This is a genomic window from Neptuniibacter sp. QD37_6 (genome assembly GCF_047778085.1).
Lineage (GTDB): Bacteria > Pseudomonadota > Gammaproteobacteria > Pseudomonadales > Balneatricaceae > Neptuniibacter.
On sequence record NZ_CP180550.1, the window covers coordinates 3,442,647 to 3,461,597 of the forward strand.

The following is an 18,951-nucleotide window of genomic DNA, read 5'->3' on the forward strand; positions in this document are numbered from 1 at the left end:
CTAGAGAAAGCAGAAATTCATATCCGCCAGTGGAGTTTTCGATTGAATATAGAAAGTATTTGGCAGCAATGCAGCCATCATTTAAGAAAGTTTTTACTAACAAAAATATCCAACCCCGATGATGTTGAGGATTTGTTGCAAGACATCTTGTTGAAAACCCATCAACAAATCAGTTCACTTAAAGCACAGGATAAGCTTAAGCCATGGCTATTTAAAATGGCGACTAACAGGGTTATTGATTTCTATCGCCAACAAGGCCGTGCGCTCCCTGAGGACGTCATCGAACAATGGTATACAGATGAACAACATACAGAACACGAACTCAGTGCCTGCATACTGCCCTTTATCAACGCACTTCCCCCTAAGGAAGCTGATTTATTGAAAGTTATTGATATCGAAGGCCAATCACAAAAGGACCATGCAACCCAATTAGGTGTTAATTACTCGGCGTTAAAATCTAGAGTACAACGCGCACGCGTTCAGTTACGCCAACTATTTGAAGAGTGCTGCACTCTGGAATTTGATCGTCATGGCAAGGTGATTACATTTGAACCGAAGCATCAAGCCTGCAAACAATGTAAACCCAAAGGAAGTAGAGGCTAATAGCTAGCCCCTATTTAAAGTCTTTCTTATCCAACCCGTACTTCTTCATTTTGTCGTAAAGAGTTTTTCGAGGTAAACCAAGGCTAGTTAATGTCTCTTTGATGGAACCCGCGCAACGCGCAAGCTCAGCCTGAATCAACATGCTTTCAAATTGCTCGACCTTATCCGGCAGGCTCATGTTGCTGTAGCCATCGCTTTCAGTGATCGGTTTATTCTCAAAGTCGAATGTACAACTTTCACCCAGAAGCACATATCGCTCAGCCAGATTGCGAAGTTCACGGACATTGCCCGGCCAATCATGGGTCATCAAACTGTGCATACGTTCAGCCGATAACAGCGGCACCTCTCGCCCATATTGGGAGGAAGCAATCAATGAGAAGTGCTGAAAGAGCAGGCTTATATCTTCACGGCGTTCACGTAGCGGCGGGATATCCACTCGCACAACATTCAGACGGTAGTAGAGGTCTTCTCGGAAACTCCCTTGCTCGGCTGCCTCGCGCAGATCCACCTTTGTAGCAGCAATCACGCGAAGATCGAGCGGTATAACCTCGTTAGCACCAAGGCGTTCAATTGCCCGCTCTTCCAAGACTCGCAGTAACTTAATCTGCAGAGTCATCGGCATGCTTTCGATCTCATCTAAAAACAGCGTACCGCCATTCGCATGTTCAAATTTACCAATTCGACGTGCTTTGGCATCGGTAAACGCACCCTTTTCGTGACCAAAGAGTTCAGATTCGATCAGATTTTCAGGTACAGCACCGCAGTTAATCGCGACAAAATTCTGATCGCGGCGGTGGCTGTGTTCATGGATATAACGGGCCATCAGGTCTTTACCTGTACCGGTTTCACCCAAGATCAGAATATCAGCAGGGGTATCCGCAATCGCATGCACTAGACCACGCACTTGGGCGATCATGGAGGTATTCCCGATAATACGTGGGCCCGGCGCGCTCTGCGCTTCCAACTCTAATTTAAGACGGCGGTTTTCGATGACCAGATTACGCTTCTCAATCGCTCGGCGCACCACGTCTAACATCAGGTCTGAAGAGAAAGGCTTTTCGATAAAGTCGTAGGCACCATCTCGCATAGCACCCACCGCCATAGTGATATCACCATGGCCGGTAATCAGGATCACCGGCAAAGTGGCATCGAGATTAACCACCTGCTTCATCAGCTCAAGGCCATCCATACCGGGCAGATTGATGTCGGTAATTAAAATGCCTGGCCAATCGCCCTGAATAATGGCGAAAGCTTGCTCAGCCGTTTCAACGGCGGTCACTTCGTAGCCCGCTAATTCAAGGGCCTGTCCAGCCGCTAACCGAATATGCTCTTCATCATCCACTAAAAGAATGGGCAATAACCTATTCTCACTCATGCGGCTTTCCATTTTTTAATCAACCAATCGTGTTATTAAGGTTATCAGGCTGATCGGCTTTAGGTAAGCAAATACGGAATACCGCTCCACCCTGAGCATGATTGGAGACAGCCAGTTCCCCGCCCATACTTTCGATAATACGGTGTGAGATCGACAAACCCAGTCCTAAGCCCTGACCCGCTTTTTTGGTGGTGTAGAAAGGTTCAAAAACGCGATTGAGTTCCTGCGACGGTATACCTGGGCCAAAGTCACGCACATTAAGGCTGATCTGTTGGTCTTGTTCAGACAAGCTAATATCCACCACCGGTTTGGTCTGATTTTCCATCGCTTGTAGCGCATTACTGATCAGATTGACCAACACCTGCTCCAAACGCACTGTATCACCAAGCACATAGATCCGTTCCAGACCAGAGGGCCAATTTACCTCTGCATCCGCTTTGCTTAAACGGCCGTACATGATCGACATCGCACCATCATGCACATTTTTAAGGCAGACCGGCTCCACGCCACCTGTCGTTTTGCGCGAGAACTCTTTTAGCGGATGAATGATCTTCGCCATTCGCTCGGTCAGGCCACTAATTTCACTTAGGTTTTTCGCTACCGGTTCAGTTTTACCTAATTCCATAAAGGCTTTGGCATTATCAGCATAAGTACGGATAGCCGTTAGCGGTTGATTCAGCTCGTGGTTGATGCCCGCAGACATCTGACCAAGCACTGCCAACTTCGCCGTTTGAATCAGCTCATTTTGGGTGTTCTCGTGCTTAGCGACTTCGTCACGAAGTTTAAGGTTGGCATTGGTAAGATCTTCGGTACGTGCTGCAACCCTATGCTCTAGCAACTCTCGCGCACGTTTTAACTCTTCTTCGTACTGCTTACGCTGAGTAATATCGTGAATGGTGACGATAAAGCGTTTCACCACGCCATAATCCATATGACCGATAATCAATTCAATTGGGAACTCAGAACCATCTTTGCGCAGCCCTTGTGCCTCTGTATATAGCTCTTGCTGGCGATCACTATCTGGCGCCGTTAAATGTTGCCAACAGAGTGCTCGATCGTTCTGGGAGAGGAATTTACTAAAATACTTACTCCTCACCTCCTGTTCGTCATAACCAAACAGTTTTTCCGCCATCAAGTTTAAACTTTCAATCCGACCCTGATCATCCAACGTGATCAGACCCGCTTGAGTGTTATCAATAATGGCACGTACACGCTGCTCGCTCGCTTCCAAAGCTTGGGTTTCTTTCAGCTTAAAACGTGCGCGCTCTCGAGTAATACGCTGTCGTGTCAGTAACACTAACACCAACAAGATTAACGCGAGAAAGATAAAACCTGCGGTCAAAGCGGTATAGAACATCCGCACTTTAACCGCCTTAGTGCTGGCTAAGACCACTACAGTTAAACCGCTATCTGGAAGCTCTCTACTTTGCAGAAGAAATTCACGTGGTCGGATACCATCGAGGGCTTGGTTTTTAATCCGCTCACCATCCACCAGCGTAATCAAAGTCGCACCATTATCTTGCGGTGCTCGCGAAATAATCTCGAGGGCCGTTAAAGCATGATCACCATAGCGCAGGCTCTCAGATATGCGTTGGATATCAGCTTTGATCAGTGGGTGTAGGGTTCTGAATTTCCAATCTTCCCGAGTCGAGATAAAGATAACGCCATCTTCGTCGGTCACTAGAATATCCAGATCAGGATCGGTCCAATCTGATTCAATTTCGTTGAGATCAATCTTTACAACCACGACCCCAATAATCTGACTGCGCTGATAAACAGGGTATGAGAAATAGTAGCCACGTCGGTTTGATACGGAGCCCAAAGCGAAATAGCGGCCAGGTTTACCTTTAATAGCATCTTGAAAGTAGGGGCGGTAAGCGTAATTTTTCCCCATAAAAGAGTAGGCTTCAGCCCAGTTACTCGAGGCAATAGCCGTTCCATCCTTGTCCATCAGATACACATCAGTCGCATTAATCGAATTATTCACTGATTCTAAATAGACACTGGCCTGACCTGAGAGGAACGCATCTTCAGGGTTAGCCAAAGCTTCAACCAATGTGGAGTGTGATGAAAGTAGCGCAGGCAGGTCTTTATATCGATCTAGTTTCTGCTGCAGGCTCAACAGGTAACGATTGAGATCGGCACCGGAGCGTTGCTGCAAGGTTTGATAACCTTGGGACTGACTAAGAAATGTAATTTGCCCAACCACTAATAGGAATGCAAAAGCCAAAACGACAAAGAATAGCAGCCGATACTGACGCCAGCGAAGTGATTGAGTCTGTGGCATAAAACCTAGCCTGTCTGTGCAAAAAGGGCTTTTATTAACGTAACTGCAAAAGAAATACTTAATTTCGTTAACATAACCGCTCTATACTAAGGTATATATTCTTTAACGCCAAACATGGCGAAGAGTATTAATACATAACTATATTATTTGCGTAACCTGAAGAAGGGACTATTAACTCTTATGCTGAAACGAACCAAAATTGTAGCAACCTTGGGTCCATCCACCGATGAGCCTGGTGTTTTGGAAGATATTTTAAGAAACGGCGTAAACACTGTTCGCCTAAATTTCTCCCACGGTAGCGCGGATGACCATCGCCGTCGTGCCAGTGAGGTCCGTAAAGCAGCACGTAAACTGGGTTTATCTATCGCAATTTTAGGCGACCTACAGGGCCCTAAAATTCGTATCGCACGATTTAAAGACACCAAGATCCAACTAGAAACAGGCGATACCTTTGTTCTGGATTCAGAACTGGGTAATGAAGATGGCGACCAAACCCAAGTCGGTATCGATTACAAAGCACTACCAGAAGATAGCCAAGCCGGCGATATCCTTTTACTCGATGATGGCCGCGTTCAGTTGAAAGTCATTGCGGTCAACGACTCCCGTATCGAAACCGAAGTAATCATCGGCGGTCCACTTTCCAACAACAAAGGTATCAACCGCCAAGGTGGTGGTTTATCCGCAGCAGCTCTGACAGAAAAAGACCGTCGTGATATCAAAGTTGCTGGCGATATCGATATGGATTATATCGCCGTCTCTTTCCCGCGTAGCGCAGCTGATCTACACGAAGCACGCGAACTACTAGATCACGCGGGAAGCCGAGCAGAGATTATCGCTAAGGTAGAACGTGCCGAAACTGTAGCTAGCAACGAAGCGCTGGATGAGATCATCTTAGCCTGCGATGGGATTATGGTAGCCCGTGGTGACCTAGGCGTAGAGATTGGCGATGCCGAGCTAATTGGCGTGCAGAAACACCTGATCAAACGCTCTCGTGAACTCAATCGTTTTGTGATCACTGCGACACAGATGATGGAAACCATGATCGAAAACTCTATGCCAACCCGTGCTGAAGTCTTCGACGTTGCTAATGCGATTTTAGATGGTACCGATGCGGTGATGTTATCTGCTGAAACAGCGGCGGGTAAGCACCCTGTGGAAGTGGTTAAGTCGATGACTTCTATCTGCCAAGGCGCTGAGAAACATCAGTTGTCTCGTCCTGCTCCAACCAACATCACGCAAAAGCTGGAACGTTTCGATGAAACAATTGCACGTTCAGCAATGTATACGGCCAATAACTTGTTGGGTGTTAAAGCAATCATCTGCTTAACCGAGTCAGGCTCCACTCCGCTGTGGATGTCACGTATCCGTTCAGGTCTGCCGATCTTTGCAGTAACACGCAATGAACGTACTATGCGCCGTACTGCACTGTACCGTGGTGTAGAACCGATTTTCTTCGATGCCACTCAGATCGAAAAAGAGAAGCTAAACCAAGAGATTCTGGCGGGCCTTAAAGCTCGTAACCTTTTAGAAACTGGCGATCTTGTTATCCTCACCCGCGGGGCATCCCTCGGTGAAGATGGTGGCACTAACTCTATGCAGGTTTTAGCGGTTCAATAAGCCATGATGAGGGGAAGCATTTGCTTCCCCTCAAACTTTTTTGAATGTAAAAAAGTGTATATACAGTTGCAGTTACCCAGCAATTGATTTTAATTTATCAGTTGCACACTTTTTGAGTGAGAGTAACTGTCACATGTTCCCCACCCCACTGCGGACTTTTTCCAGAAACAAGGCTGCTTCAGCCCTGTTAACTATTCTATTTTTAATCCCGACGTTGGCGCATGCCAAAGCGATGCCCGTTCGTGTTGAAACTGCTATAGCAGAGCCTTTTGAAGAGACGCTAACGCTGCACGGTACTCTGAAAGCAGAGCTATCAGCGAATCTATCCTTAGCCGCTGAAGGAATCGTCAAAAATCTAAGCGTGGATATTGGCAGTCAGGTCAAAAAAGATGATCTGATTCTAAACCTAGATGATGAAATAACCCGCCAGAACTTGCTCAAATCCAAAGCGCAGACGACATCAGCTCAAACTCAGCTAAATGAAGCTTACCGTCAGTTGAAAGAGGGTGAGCTTCTTCGAAAGAAAAAGCATATTGCACAAAATAAGCTGATCTCTCTACGAGTAGCCCGCGATGTCGCTCGATCAAACCTTTCCGCTGCTAAAGCTGAACAAGAACGTTTCCAGCATGAGTTAGGCCAGCACCAACTGCTCGCGCCATTTGCCGGCATCATCATCGCTAAGCAAACAGAGAAAGGGGAATGGCTCAGTAGCGGCAATCCAGCAGTGACTCTGGTCTCTTTAGACAATATTCTATTGGATGTGCAGATCCCTCAAGCCTATTTCAGTCGCATGCAGGAGATCACGACCATCACTATCTATCCCGATACTGCCCCTAATACTGCGATTGAAGGTTTGGTAAAAACAGTGGTGCCAGTGGGCTCGCAGCAGAGCAGAACATTCCTGACTCGCTTTGAACCCGTTCAAGCGAACTCTCTATTATTACCGGGCACATCGGCCAAGCTGGAATTGAACTTTTCCAAAGAGCAAAACGTAGTGATGGTGTCACGCGATGCCATTTTGCATCATGCCGATGACGGTAACAGTGTATTTATCGTGGTAGACGGTAAAGCTGAACGTAGGCCGGTGGAATTAGGCAAGATCAAAGGCGATAAGATCCAGATCATTAAAGGGATCAATGCCAATGATCAGGTTGTTATACGCGGTAACGAGCTATTACGCGAAGGCGCAGAAGTCACGCTGCAACCTTAAGGTTTTCACAAGATTCTATAGAGGAATAAGTTGCCCATGCTAGGAGCAATTATTCAACAAGGACGCCTTTTGGCCGTTCTGGTATTGATGCTTTGTTTATTAGGCGTAGTAGCGAGCCTAAAGATGCCGGTGCAGATGATCCCTGATCTAGACGCACAAGTGATTGAGATTGAGACCCGCTGGTCCGGGGCAACGCCTAGAGATATAGAACAAGAGATCTTGTTAGAGCAGGAACGTCATCTACGCACCTTGCCAAACCTCGCCTTTATGGAATCGGTCGCGTCCACGGGTAAAGCCGAGATCATTTTAGAGTTCCCACCTAAAACCAACCTTGATCAGGCGATGATCAAGGTCACCAACGCGCTTAATCAAGTGGCGGGCTACCCTGACAATGTCGATCAACCTAGCGTAAGAATCAGCTCCTTTTCTGCTAATCCCTTCCTGTATTTCTCGGTGGTGCCTGAAGCGGGCAATCCATTTAACCTCGATATGGACATGACCAGCGATTTTATTGATCGTCAGGTACGTCCAGTGATGGAAAGGGTTCCGGGGGTATCTCAAGTTTCTATGCGCGGAAAAACAGAGCGTCAGATCCAGATCCATATTGAACCGGACCAACTTGCCCAACGCGGGCTAAGCATGGCGGATGTTAAAAGTGCGATCCAAACACGTAATAGAGATATTTCTGCTGGCGATATCGAAGAGGGTAAACGCCGCTATTTACTGCGTACACAAGGTCGCTTCAATGACTTAGAGGAACTGAGCAACCTTATTATTCGCCACGAAAATGGCGTTAGTACTTACCTAAAAGATGTTGCCGACATCAAACTCGATCATTATGAAACTAACGGCGTCGCTTATGTTGCAGGTGAGCGAGCGATCACTTTAGGGGTTCGTAGAGAACCCAGTGCCAACGTTATTCAAATCAAACAAGACATGCTGCAAGCAGTCGAACAACTGCGCCGCGATGTTCTTAAACCCAACGGCATGCGTATAGAGCTGATCGGAGATGATGTTCGCTATGTAGAAGCCTCTATCAAAAGCGTGGTGCTAAACCTTTGCTTAGGTGCGTTACTGGCGAGCCTTGTTCTATACGTATTTATGCGCTCTGGCCGCGCAACGCTCTTCTGCCTGCTTGGACTCCCTGTTTGTACCATCGCCGCGTTTATCGGCTTAATGATGTTTGGTCGCAGTATCAACGTCATCTCCTTAGCCGGGATTACGTTTGCGATTGGTATGACTCTTGATAACAGTATCGTAGTGCTCGAAAGCATCGAGCAGAAACTACGCCAAGGCATGGATCGGATTGAATCAGCCATTGCTGGAGTAAAAGAGGTGTGGACTGCCGTCATCGCCTCCAGTGCCACGACCGTTCTAGTGTTTACGCCGATCTTTTTTGTCGAGCAGGAAGCTGGGCAACTCTATTCCGATATCGCAATTACCGTCTCCGCTTCCATTTTAGCTTCTATGCTGTTTGCGCTGTTTGTCGTGCCTTCTGCCTGCGCATTTTTTGGTTTATCGACTAAATCGGACGATAAGCAATATCAACAGGGCAAAATCATGCAGCTGATCACTTGGCTAAATGATGGTTTCAAACGCCGGATAACGGTCATCGCGCTGAGCACCTTCGCAACCTTAGGGTTAGCTATTGCGTTTATGCCAGCAGCGGAATACCTACCCGAAGGTGAAGAGCCAAAGTCATTTTCGATGATGTTTGCCCCTGCCGGTTATAGCTACAAAGAGATGTCCCTGATTGGCGCAGAGGTGAAAGAAAAAGTCGATCTAGCCGTGCAACAGCAACCGGAAGACTACATACCCGAACAAGGGATGATTCCGGCGTTACGTTATTACCTGCTCTATATCGGCTCAGGTTCCGTGTGGTTGCTGAGTGAGCCTAAAGACTATGACCATCAAGAGCCGATGATGAAAGAGATCACCCAGTTCTTTACCAGCTATCCGGGTATGCGCGCCTTTTCATCGCGAGGTTCAATTATCTCAAGTAACCAAGGCGGTACCCGTACTGTAGTGCTTAATGTTTCTGGTGCTGATCAACAAGCCCTCTTCACCACCGCGCAAAATGTGATGACTCGCGCAAAAGAGATGTTTGATAACCCTCGTTTGGATTCAGAACCCAAATCCCTCTCTTTAGATCAACCTCTGATACAGATCTTGCCGAAGTGGCAAAGACTGGCTGAATTAGGGATCAAAGCGGAAGATTTCGGTATCGCAGTGGCCGCATTCAGTGATGGCGCTTATGTCGGTGAATTTATCGATGGCGATAAGAAAGTCGATATGCTGCTCTACAGCCAACTCAATGCAGCAAAAAGCATTGAGCTACTCAGCCAAACACCGATTTCTGTTCCGGGTGGCGGTGTTCTACCTTTATCAGCACTGGCCGAGATAAAAGAGACCGTCGCCAGTGAAGATATTCGTCGTATCGAAGGTCGTCGTACCGTCTCCGTTTACATCCTGCCACCGCCAACCGTGGCACTAGAAACGGCGGTCGAGAAAGTAAGAACCGAATTAATCCCGTTGATGAAATCTGAGGGCGAAATTCTACCGAAAGTCAGCATCAGTATTTCCGGTGCAGCGGACCAACTGGATGCGACCCAAACCGCCCTGTTTAATAACTTTATCGTCGCGGCATTACTGATCTACCTACTACTGGTCGTAATTTTGTCCCACTGGAGTTATCCCAGCCTCATTCTCACCACTGTGCCTTTAGGCATCGCAGGTGGCGTTGTCGGTTTAGTCGCTGCCAATATGCTCGGTGAACTTCTGCAACAAACCGGCTTGCCGGGCTTCTATCAAGCCTTCGATATGATCACTATGCTAGGTTTTGTAATCCTTCTCGGGACCGTGGTGAACAACCCAATCCTGATCGTCTGCCAAGCACGGGATAACCTACACTTAGGCAAAACCTCTATCGTAGACGCGGTAAACCAAGCCGTCGCCAAGCGACTCAAACCGATTCTGATGTCCACAGTCACAACCGTATTTGGATTGGCACCTTTGGTCTTTATTCCGGGCGCAGGCACCGAGCTTTATCGAGGTGTCGGTATCGTGGTTATGATGGGAATCCTGTTCTCTGTGATCATCACCCTGGGCTTCCTACCCTGCCTACTCATCTGCTGGTTCCAACTACAGCAACGTTTTGGCAAGCAGAAAACAGAAGAAGCCGCATAATCAGAGGGGCCAATAATGGCCCTTTATCTGATAAATTAGCACGTCAGATTGAATTAATTGAGGCAGTTTAGGTCGAAAGCGCAAACTAACTGTTTCGATGCAGCAATTTAATATTCCCTCAATTATAATGTTGCCCCTCAACGAGTGACTTAAAGGATCGACTTTTGTCTTCAGCACTAGAACAAAAGCTAGATTGGCTTAACCAAGCAGGCCATTCTGGACTGCTAACCCAGCTACAACACGGTATAGAGAAGGAAGGCTTACGTGTTGATGATCAACGCAGATTAGCTCAAACCTCTCATCCGCAAGCTCTTGGTTCAGCGCTCACTCACGCTCATATCACCACTGATTATTCGGAAGCGTTACTGGAATTTATTACGCCCGTTTTCGAAAAGTCCTCTGATGCCCTGAATTTCCTTGCAGATCTTCATCGCTATACCTATCAGAAACTCGATAAAGAGCAGATCTGGCCAGCCAGCATGCCATGCTTGTTGCCGCCAGAGAAAGAGATCCCTATCGCTCGTTACGGCTCATCAAACGTCGGCCAGATGAAATACATCTACCGCGTAGGTTTAGAGCATCGCTACGGTAAAGTGATGCAGACCATTGCTGGCATTCATTACAACTTCTCACTCCCTGAAGCATTCTGGCCGCTTTACCATAGGTTTTCAGGCAGTGAACTATCACTACAAGATTTCCGATCCGCTGCGTATTTCGGCCTGATCAGAAATTTCCGTCGTTATTCTTGGCTACTAATCTATCTCTTTGGTGCATCTCCGGCTTTATGTAGCTCTTTCCTAAAGGGTAAGAAGCACAACCTAGAAGAGATGGGCAAAGGTACGTTGTATCTGCCTTATGCGACTTCATTGCGTATGAGCGACCTTGGCTACTCCAATAAAGCTCAAGCTAGCCTAAATATCTGCTTTAATCATCTAGATACTTACGCCAAATCTCTGGAGAGTGCGATCCGTACGCCTTACCAGCAATACGAAGAGATCGGCGTCAAAGTAGACGGTGAATATCGACAGCTAAACACCAATGTTTTACAGATTGAAAACGAATACTACAGCGATATTCGCCCTAAACGCGTCACAGAATCCGGTGAAAAACCGATTCATGCGTTGATGTCTAAGGGCGTGGAATATATCGAAGTCCGTAATACCGATATCAATCCATTCCTACCTTTGGGTATCGATCAGACCCAAGCTGATTTCTTAGACCTGTTCTTAGTCACCTGCCTGCTGATGGACGATAGCGAAATTAGCACTGCTGAGTGTGAGCAGATTCAAGATAACCACCAGCAGGTGGTCACTCGCGGCCGTGAACCAGGTTTGACACTAATCAACAACGATCAGACGGTTACCTTGAAGGATTGGGGCATCGAGCTCCTCGCAGAAATGGAGAAAACGGCAGCGCTGTTTGATCAAGCACACAATAGCGGTCAATTTAGCGCAGCAATTAAAGCCCAAAAAGCTAAGTTGCTAGATCCTGAGCTAACGCCATCAGCACAAGTACTGAAAGAGATGCAGGATCAGAATTTCGACCACGGTGACTTTGTGATGCAACAAGCACTGCGCCATAAAGAAGCTCTTCTATCCGAAGAACCTTCGACAGAGATGGCAGCGATGTTGGAAGAACTCAGCCAAAGCTCCCTTGTGGAACAACAGCAAATTGAAGCTGCGGAGCAGTCAGACTTTGACGTCTACTTAGCGGACTATATGGCAAACTAATTAGCCACCCTATATTGCACCCGTAAAAAAAGCAGGACACCGAAGTGGCCTGCTTTTTTTGTTTTCGGTTAGTAACTACTGCACTACGAAACTCGTAAAGAACAGGTCAGATACGAAACCTTCACCCTCTTCTTCTACCAAGATATTTTGTACTTTCTTCAGTGCTTTCTTCGCTAGCTCTTGCTGTAGCTCGACTGTACCAACCGTGTCATCAGTCTGAGCACTTAGCAGAAACACAATATCATTACGGATATGCGCCATATGATGGTTTACCGCATGATGTGCCGCTTCACTTGATACCTGAATCGTTACTTCACATTTCAGGAAGCGCGTTTTACCTACACCACCAAAATTGGTTACAAACGCTTTTAATTCGATGTAATTAACATAGTCATCGGCGGTCTTCTGTTCGTCACCTTCTGCCCAAGTCAGTTGTACAGAGAAAGCCAAAAAAATAAATAAAACCAGTCGCTTAAGCATTGTTCGCCTCAGTCATTCGTCTTCAATAGCAGCAGTATAGCGCGCTATTTCCGGCCCCAACAGGGGCTGATGGACAAAAAATTAACTGTGTTTGACCCTGTTCTATATCAAAGCGGTCGAAAAAACTATTTTTTACTATAGGGACGGTTGCACCCTGAATCGGCTTAGGAATATGATGAGCGAAAGGGTACTACAAAATAGAAATGGTAAATCACCTTTCAATTGAATTTACCAACCCTGTCTACATGGTAGGAAAGGAGCGCAAGATGTTAGAGAAATGCAAAAATGCTAAAGAGCGCTGGGGCGGTGTAAGCGAGATCATCGATTCTTGGCTTGAAGAACGTCAGATGCTGATCAGCCAATTTGTCCATCTGCCTGAACATCACATCAACGAAGAGCTAAACCAAAAAGTACAAGGGTTTTGTCAAACGTTGATGGATTACCTGTCATCAGGTCATTTTGAAGTCTATGAGCAACTTCTATTGGAAGGCAGCGATTTTGATGACGGAAGCTTAGAAGAGGGTCAATCCCTACTTCCTAAAATCCAAGTCAGCACCGATATTGCGCTAGATTTTAACGACGACTTTAACAATCTTCTTGATCCTACAGTGCAGCAGATCCGTGAATTTTCCGAGCGTTTATCTAAACTTGGAGAAGCACTGGAAGAACGTTTCGAACTCGAAGATAAAATGATTGCCGTGCTTCATACCTCCCACAGAGAAGCGGTAGAAGGATAAAAATTAATGCGCTATGGGTTTTACAAACTGCTACTGGCTGGCAGTATCCTCGGATTAACTGGCTGCGGTGGCGGTGATGACCCAAGTTTGTGGAAGGAATATGCACTTACCGGCGCATATTCCGCTGCCTTATCCGAAAATGGCTCCCATAGCGTTATAGGTTCTTTCAACCATGGAGGGAGCCTTTGGCAGAGCAGCAATCACGAGCGCCTGTTTAATTGGAATCATAAACAGGGTGATTTCTCCATTATCGCAGCCACTGCTTTCTCTCCTGAAGGAACCTATGCTGCAACGGCCAATCAGCAAGATCTTGTCCTATGGGATGTCAAAACCGGCAAACCTGAATGGTTCTGGAGCTCACCTGCTGAAATCATGCAGATGGACCTATCCCCGAATGGTGATTTTGCACTGCTTGGCCTAGCCGATCACACGGCTGTGTATTTTGATGTCAAAAACGGCGGTGTCCAACGTACCCTTCGCCATAATGCACGCGTTCGCAGTGTTGATCTAAGTGATGATGGTACCCTTGCGCTAACCGGTTCTGATGCCTACAAAGCTAAGCTATGGAGCATGCAAACCGGCGAGATGCTACGCGAACTAGAGTTCGGCAATGTCGTTGATACAGTCGCGATCTCTCCCAATGCGCAGTTCGCCTTCAGTGCTGGCAGCTTAGATAAAGCAGTTATTTGGGATGTGAATAGCGGCAAAGAGCTACACGTACTAAGCAACATTAAAGATCTTCTGCAAAAACGCGTAAGCTATCTGAGCGCGCGTTTTTCTCCAGATAACTCTAAGCTATTAACCGGCACAGCAGCGGGCTTAGTACAGCTGTGGGATGTTAAAACTGGGGCAGAGCTTCGCACATGGCGAATTCATAAACGCGACCCATACGGTCCGGTACATGCCGGTGTATATGCTGTAGCATTTGGTCAAGGTAAATATTATGCCATTGGCTCTAACGGCATCATGAATGAGCTGAAATAAGCATAATAAGCCTATTTCAGGACGGGACTATTCCCACAAAAATCCAACAAAAAATCTAACAAAAAGGCCGATGCTTAATAGCATCGGCCTTTTTAATTCAAATCACGCTAAGAAGTGATTACTTCTTCTCAGCTTCAGCAGCTTCTTCCGCACCTGGGTTAATTTCCAGAAGCTCTACTTCAAAAATCAGAGTTTCGTTTGGACCAATTGCATTGCCCATACCACCTGGACCGTACGCTAGATCAGCCGGGATAACCAAACGCGCTTTACCGCCTTCTTTGATCATCTGTAGACCTTCAGTCCAACCTGGAATTACACCGTTCAACGGGAACGATACAGGTTCGTTACGAGAGAACGAGCTATCAAATTCTTCACCGTTAATAAGCGTACCACGGTAGTGTACTTTTACTGTGTCTGCAGCTGTTGGAGACTTACCTTTACCAGCTGTTAGCTCTTCGTACTGAAGGCCAGATTCAGTTGTTGTCACGCCTTTCTTCTTACCATTTTCAGCTAGGTATTTTTTACCTGCTTCAAGGTTGTCAGAACTTAATTGATCGTGTTTTTTCTTCTGCTCTTCCATCTGTTTTTTCTGGAAAGCAGTCATCACTTCGCGTACCTGATCAGGTGACAGCTTTGGCTCTTTATCGCCATAAGTTGTTTTAGCAGCTTCAAGGAACGCATCAAAATCAACATTAGGGATCGTCTTAAGCTGTTCACCAACCATCAGACCAACACTGTAGCTAACTTTCTGCTCTTCAGTTTTCAGTTCCACTGCGGAAACCATTGGAGATACCATCGCGGCACCTAGAGCAACCGCCAGCAAAGTTTGTTTCATGCTAAATATCCTTGTTTGTAATTCTTTGGAATCAGCGCGCCTTTTGCGGCAGCTATCCTATCAATTGAGATAAACCTACAATTTACAACAGGCCTTATTAGTCCCTGATTAAACAGCAAAGTTCAGCGGGGCACCACCTATTCCTTATGATTCGTGCTTAAGTAGGTGTTAGCCGCCTGTAACAGGGGATTCAATGCGCCTAATATCTCTTTATCTATAGGCACTTTTTTAGATTTCAAATAGCTATGCAGGTTTTCTTCAATTATTTCTGAAGATGGTCGTGTTTGCTTTGCCTTTTGGCCCTGTTGATAGAGCAAAGCGAGCTCGATCTGCTCACAAGCCAATTCAGCCTGACGCAGCTTCTGATAACAAGCCTCATATTCCGATTCTAGCTGCTTACGTTCGCGCACTTTATAACGAACACCACGCAGTGGATAGGTCATCTCCTGCTGCCAGTGATCCGCTTCATCACAAGTAATCGATTCGAGCACATAGCCCTGTATCCCGCCCCAACAGGCAAAGATCAGACGGTTAATGCTCAACCCAAACTCGTTCTGTAACTCTAAACAGCTCTGCTCTATGCCCGGCTGTTGATAAAAGTTGAGCGCAAAGTCCCAAAGGTCATTTTTCAATTGCATCTCTATGTTAAAATCCGCCGCCATGATTCAATTTCAGCAAGTTAGCTTACAACGTGGCCACAACATATTGCTAGAACAAGCCGATCTGACCCTGCATTCGGGGTGGAAAGTCGGTTTAGTTGGTGCAAATGGTGCGGGTAAATCCTCTCTGTTTAAACTGTTACTCGGGGAGCTTCACTGTGATAACGGAGACTTCGAGCTACCGGGGGGACTGCGTATCTCTCATATGGCGCAGGAGGTTCCAACCTCAGATCGCTCAGCACTCGATTACGTCTTAGACGGTGATTACAAGCTCCGCTCTATCCAGCAAGAGCTTGCGAAAGCAGAAGCCGATCATGATATGAATCGCTTAGGCGAGCTGCATGCCGAGCTAGATAACCACAACGGTTATAGCGCTGAGTCTCGTGCAGCCCAGCTTCTAGCCGGTTTAGGCTTTAGCCATAACGATATCACCCGTTCAGTCAAAGAGTTCTCTGGCGGCTGGAGAATCCGTCTGAACCTAGCTCAAGCGCTGATGTGCCCATCTGACCTGTTACTTCTGGATGAGCCAACCAACCACTTGGATCTGGATGCAACGATCTGGCTGGAACAATGGCTGCGCCAATACCCGGGCATGTTGATTCTGATATCCCATGACCGTGATTTCCTCGATAACGTGGTAAGCCATATCACTCATATCGAGCGTAACAAGCTGAATCTATACAAAGGCGGTTACTCAGCGTTCGAAATTCAGCGGGCGGATCGTCTGGCACAGCAACAATCTGCGTTTGAGAAACAGCAGCAGCGTATTGGTGAAATTGAAAACTTTGTCCGCCGTTTCCGTGCAAAAGCCACTAAGGCGAAACAAGCGCAAAGCCGTATCAAAGAGCTGGAGCGCATGGAGAAAATTGCGCCTGCGCACATTGATAGTCCGTTCAGCTTTAAATTTTGCTCTGCAGACAAGATGTCATCGCCATTGCTAACCTTGTACGATGCACAGTGCGGCTATGACGATAGCGTTATTCTGGATAAAACTTCTTTGACCCTGACGCCCGGTGCGCGTATCGGCCTTCTCGGCCCAAACGGCGCTGGTAAATCAACACTAGTTAAGTCACTCGTGGGTGATTTGGAACTCTGCAATGGCGAACGCCACGAAAGTGACAACTTGCAGATCGGTTATTTTGCTCAACATCAGCTTGAAGCACTCGATATGGCGGCTTCACCGCTTTTACATATCAAGCGCATTAGTCCAAATGCCTCTGAACAAGAGATCCGTGATTTCTTGGGTTCCTTCGGTTTTATCGGTGATCGTGCATTAGAGCCTGTGGATAACTTTTCTGGTGGTGAAAAAGCCCGCGTTGCGCTGTCTATGATCGCTTGGCAGAAACCAAATCTGCTATTGATGGACGAACCGACCAACCACTTGGATCTGGAAGTACGTCACGCACTGACCCTTGCTCTGCAATCGTTCGAAGGCGTATTGATTCTAGTCTCCCACGACCGTCACCTGCTACGTAATACTGTCGATGAATTCCTACTGGTTGCAAACGGTAAAGTTGAAGAGTTTAAAGGTGATCTAGATGACTACCAGAACTGGTTGTTAGAACAGAAGCGCCTAGAACAAAAAGCCGAAGCTGAAGCGTTCGCCCCTGCAGCAACAGAAGAGAAAAAGACTCTCTCTGCAGCAGAACGTAAGGAACAGAAACGCTTAGCAGCCGAACGTCGTAACCAGCTACGTCCACTGAAAAAGCAGTTGGAAAAGCTAGAAAAAGCGATGGAGAAGCAGCACGAACAGCTAGATGAGATCGAAACAGCCCTGAGTGATAGTTCGATCTACGAAGAACAAAACAAGGACCAGCTAAAAACCTTGCTGCAGCAACAAGCCGAGTTGAAACAGCAAGCAGAGCAAACCGAAGAAGAGTGGATGGAGCAGCAAGAAGCTCTGGAAGCCCTTGAGGAAGAACTGGGTGACGTTTAGTCACCCAGTAACGCTGTTAACTCTTTAATATCTTCGTCATTACGCATTAGACGGCGTAACATTTTCGCTACATCTGGCTCTTTTAAACCTAGTTCTTCATACATATCTTCTGGAACTTCTTCCAAAGGACCGTCACTTAAACCCTGCTGACGCAGCAGACGGTTTGCCATATAGAGCACTTTGACATAGTTACTATGTTCACCTGCATAATCAGGTTCATTCTGATGACGAATCGCAATAGTCACCTCTTCTGGCAACTCCCAGCTAGATAACAACCAACTACCAATCTGCTCGCGCGTAACACTCAATACCTGTTGTTCTACCGAATCTAAAGCAAAATGTGGGTTCGCCTCGATATAACGGGATAACAAAGTGAAATGCGGCGGGAATAAGTGTGCCAGCACGAGATAGCCAAAGTTATGTAACAAAGAAGACAGGTAGATCAAACCAGGTTTAGGCTGATCATCATTCTCTGGCATCGCACGGCATAACTGCTCAGCAAACGCGGCATTATAAACCGACTGCAGCCAGTAAGGTGTTGCCCCACGCGGACCGTCTTCTGGTACACGCAACATTTCACCCATCGCCGTACCTAGCGCCATATTGATCACGAGATCAAAGCCGAGTACGCGGATAACTGCATCATCAATCGAGCTTACTTTACCCGGCGCAGCATAATACGGAGAGGCAGCCCAGCTCATCACCTGAGCAGACAAACTCGGGTCAACTCGAACGACAGGTACAAGCTCACTCACACCTGCTTCAGGATCAGAACGCAGTTCGATGATTTTCTTAATCGTTGGTGAAAGAGAAGGAAGACCTAATGTGTCTTCAAGGCGCTGCTTAATTCGCAACTCAGTAAAGCGCTCAACCGCCTGAGTGATAACAACGCGGTCATCCCCTTTCGGCTGTACAGCTTCGATCTGCTCTGTAGTAAGCGCTAAATTACAGCTAGTGGCTTTTTCAATCTGTTTAGCGCTAATTCTAAAGCGCAAATCAGCGTGCGGTTCGATCAATTCAACTTGATTGAGCTGCAAAATGTCAGGTGAAACCAATAGGTTGAGAGATAAAAGTTTTTTCTGCCCTTCAGGATGCCTTAAGGCATCTTGGCTAAAATAACGTTTCGCATCTTCGCCACGAACAGGCTGTAGTTGTCGACCTGTCTCTTTCCAGACAGATACTAAATTGAGTAATGACGCAGCAGGAAGCAGAGCTAGCACCTTACCTTCAGCATCATGCAATAACACCAAGCGAAACTGCGGTAATTCGCCACTGTTTTCCAGAACTCGTACACCGACTGACAATTTACTCT

14 protein-coding genes are annotated in these 18,951 nt (G+C 46.8%); 8 read left to right on the forward strand and 6 right to left on the reverse strand.

The annotated features are described in order from the left end of the window. The first annotated feature begins 42 nt into the window (after positions 1 to 42). Positions 43 to 603 carry an RNA polymerase sigma factor SigZ gene (sigZ, locus tag ACMXYO_RS16530; protein WP_415886237.1) on the forward strand — a complete coding sequence of 187 codons (561 nt, stop codon included), beginning with the start codon at positions 43 to 45 and terminating at the stop codon, positions 601 to 603. A gap of 10 nt (positions 604 to 613) precedes the next feature. On the opposite strand, the gene ACMXYO_RS16535 is transcribed toward sigZ, so the two are convergent. Beyond that, positions 614 to 1,978 (reverse strand): sigma-54-dependent transcriptional regulator, encoded by a 1,365-nt coding sequence (locus ACMXYO_RS16535; protein ID WP_415886238.1) that lies wholly within the window; start codon positions 1,976 to 1,978, stop codon positions 614 to 616. Between the two features lie 19 nt (positions 1,979 to 1,997). Next, entirely contained in the window at positions 1,998 to 4,265 is a 2,268-nt protein-coding gene (locus ACMXYO_RS16540) for an ATP-binding protein (RefSeq protein WP_415886239.1), read from the reverse strand. Between the two features lie 180 nt (positions 4,266 to 4,445). On the opposite strand from ACMXYO_RS16540, the gene pyk reads away from it, so the two are divergent. From pyk to gshA, 4 genes are all read left to right on the forward strand, one after another. Continuing rightward, positions 4,446 to 5,882 (forward strand): pyruvate kinase, encoded by a 1,437-nt coding sequence (pyk, locus tag ACMXYO_RS16545; protein ID WP_415886240.1) that lies wholly within the window; start codon positions 4,446 to 4,448, stop codon positions 5,880 to 5,882. Positions 5,883 to 6,015: 133 nt separating this feature from the next. Continuing rightward, complete coding sequence (locus ACMXYO_RS16550; RefSeq protein ID WP_415886241.1) at positions 6,016 to 7,092, forward strand: efflux RND transporter periplasmic adaptor subunit; 1,077 nt, start codon at positions 6,016 to 6,018, stop codon at positions 7,090 to 7,092. Positions 7,093 to 7,128: 36 nt separating this feature from the next. After that, positions 7,129 to 10,278 (forward strand): efflux RND transporter permease subunit, encoded by a 3,150-nt coding sequence (locus ACMXYO_RS16555; protein ID WP_415886242.1) that lies wholly within the window; start codon positions 7,129 to 7,131, stop codon positions 10,276 to 10,278. Between the two features lie 164 nt (positions 10,279 to 10,442). Next, positions 10,443 to 12,008, forward strand: coding sequence for a glutamate--cysteine ligase (gene gshA, locus ACMXYO_RS16560; RefSeq protein WP_415886243.1), 1,566 nt, complete (start codon positions 10,443 to 10,445; stop codon positions 12,006 to 12,008). 75 nt (positions 12,009 to 12,083) lie between these two features. Here gshA and ACMXYO_RS16565 read toward each other — a convergent pair whose 3' ends face one another. After that, positions 12,084 to 12,488, reverse strand: a complete 405-nt coding sequence (locus ACMXYO_RS16565; protein WP_415882830.1) for a flagellar basal body-associated FliL family protein — start codon at positions 12,486 to 12,488, stop codon at positions 12,084 to 12,086. A gap of 266 nt (positions 12,489 to 12,754) precedes the next feature. Between ACMXYO_RS16565 and rsd the strand changes: the two genes are divergently transcribed. Both rsd and ACMXYO_RS16575 read left to right on the forward strand, forming a co-directional pair. Beyond that, on the forward strand, positions 12,755 to 13,225 hold the full coding sequence (rsd, locus tag ACMXYO_RS16570) for a sigma D regulator (protein ID WP_415882831.1): 471 nt from the start codon (positions 12,755 to 12,757) through the stop codon (positions 13,223 to 13,225). 6 nt (positions 13,226 to 13,231) lie between these two features. Beyond that, entirely contained in the window at positions 13,232 to 14,209 is a 978-nt protein-coding gene (locus ACMXYO_RS16575; protein WP_415886244.1) for a WD40 repeat domain-containing protein, read from the forward strand. Between the two features lie 118 nt (positions 14,210 to 14,327). Here the strand turns inward: ACMXYO_RS16575 and ACMXYO_RS16580 are convergent, their stop codons facing one another. Continuing rightward, positions 14,328 to 15,044, reverse strand: coding sequence for an FKBP-type peptidyl-prolyl cis-trans isomerase (locus ACMXYO_RS16580; RefSeq protein WP_415882833.1), 717 nt, complete (start codon positions 15,042 to 15,044; stop codon positions 14,328 to 14,330). 137 nt (positions 15,045 to 15,181) lie between these two features. Continuing rightward, on the reverse strand, positions 15,182 to 15,706 hold the full coding sequence (locus tag ACMXYO_RS16585; protein ID WP_415886245.1) for a TIGR02444 family protein: 525 nt from the start codon (positions 15,704 to 15,706) through the stop codon (positions 15,182 to 15,184). Between ACMXYO_RS16585 and ACMXYO_RS16590 the strand changes: the two genes are divergently transcribed. Continuing rightward, on the forward strand, positions 15,705 to 17,639 hold the full coding sequence (locus ACMXYO_RS16590) for an ATP-binding cassette domain-containing protein (RefSeq protein ID WP_415888117.1): 1,935 nt from the start codon (positions 15,705 to 15,707) through the stop codon (positions 17,637 to 17,639). The two genes, ACMXYO_RS16585 and ACMXYO_RS16590, sit on opposite strands and share 2 nt — an antisense overlap. On the opposite strand, the gene ACMXYO_RS16595 is transcribed toward ACMXYO_RS16590, so the two are convergent. Next, positions 17,636 to 18,943: an HDOD domain-containing protein gene (locus tag ACMXYO_RS16595; RefSeq protein ID WP_415886246.1), complete on the reverse strand. Its 1,308-nt coding sequence runs from the start codon at positions 18,941 to 18,943 to the stop codon at positions 17,636 to 17,638. The two genes, ACMXYO_RS16590 and ACMXYO_RS16595, sit on opposite strands and share 4 nt — an antisense overlap. Positions 18,944 to 18,951 lie beyond the last annotated feature (8 nt).

Bases quoted from the DNA above. Each gene is read 5' to 3' on its own strand.
- ACMXYO_RS16565 (WP_415882830.1), bottom strand. From the start codon at position 12,488: ATGCTTAAGCGACTGGTTTTATTTATTTTTTTGGCTTTCTCTGTACAA.
- ACMXYO_RS16535 (WP_415886238.1), bottom strand. From the start codon at position 1,978: ATGAGTGAGAATAGGTTATTGCCCATTCTTTTAGTGGATGATGAAGAG.
- ACMXYO_RS16575 (WP_415886244.1), top strand. From the start codon at position 13,232: ATGCGCTATGGGTTTTACAAACTGCTACTGGCTGGCAGTATCCTCGGA.
- ACMXYO_RS16580 (WP_415882833.1), bottom strand. From the start codon at position 15,044: ATGAAACAAACTTTGCTGGCGGTTGCTCTAGGTGCCGCGATGGTATCT.
- ACMXYO_RS16590 (WP_415888117.1), top strand. From the start codon at position 15,705: ATGATTCAATTTCAGCAAGTTAGCTTACAACGTGGCCACAACATATTG.
- rsd (WP_415882831.1), top strand. From the start codon at position 12,755: ATGTTAGAGAAATGCAAAAATGCTAAAGAGCGCTGGGGCGGTGTAAGC.
- pyk (WP_415886240.1), top strand. From the start codon at position 4,446: ATGCTGAAACGAACCAAAATTGTAGCAACCTTGGGTCCATCCACCGAT.
- ACMXYO_RS16540 (WP_415886239.1), bottom strand. From the start codon at position 4,265: ATGCCACAGACTCAATCACTTCGCTGGCGTCAGTATCGGCTGCTATTC.
- ACMXYO_RS16550 (WP_415886241.1), top strand. From the start codon at position 6,016: ATGTTCCCCACCCCACTGCGGACTTTTTCCAGAAACAAGGCTGCTTCA.
- ACMXYO_RS16585 (WP_415886245.1), bottom strand. From the start codon at position 15,706: ATGGCGGCGGATTTTAACATAGAGATGCAATTGAAAAATGACCTTTGG.
- ACMXYO_RS16555 (WP_415886242.1), top strand. From the start codon at position 7,129: ATGCTAGGAGCAATTATTCAACAAGGACGCCTTTTGGCCGTTCTGGTA.